The sequence below is a fragment of the Herbaspirillum sp. C7C2 genome (genome assembly GCF_022627865.1).
GTDB lineage: Bacteria > Pseudomonadota > Gammaproteobacteria > Burkholderiales > Burkholderiaceae_D > Herbaspirillum > Herbaspirillum frisingense.
This window is the reverse complement of the sequence record NZ_JABXGI010000061.1, coordinates 1-377: the sequence shown is the minus strand read 5'-3', so window position 1 is coordinate 377 and position 377 is coordinate 1. Positions and strand designations below refer to the sequence as shown.

1 pseudogene is annotated in these 377 nt (G+C 66.0%); it reads left to right on the top strand.

Annotated features, from left to right (window positions below):
- Positions 1-377 (top strand): annotated as a pseudogene (locus HWE04_RS24230) (ketol-acid reductoisomerase); the annotation flags it as partial.

The following is a 377-nucleotide window of genomic DNA, read 5'->3' as shown; positions in this document are numbered from 1 at the left end:
CCGTTCGCCAAGCAAGGCGCCACCGTCGCTTTCGCCCACGGCTTCAACATCCACTATGGCCAAGTCGTGCCGCGCGCTGACCTGGACATCATCATGATCGCCCCCAAGGCCCCTGGCCACACCGTGCGTTCGACCTACAGCCAGGGTGGCGGCGTGCCGCACCTGATCGCCGTGCACCAGGACAAGTCCGGCAGCGCCCGTGACCTGGCCCTGTCGTACGCCACCGCCAACGGCGGCGGCCGTGCCGGCATCATCGAAACCAACTTCCGCGAAGAAACCGAAACCGACCTGTTCGGCGAACAGGCCGTGCTGTGCGGCGGTACCGTGGAACTGATCAAGGCCGGTTTCGAAACCCTGGTGGAAGCCGGTTACGCGCC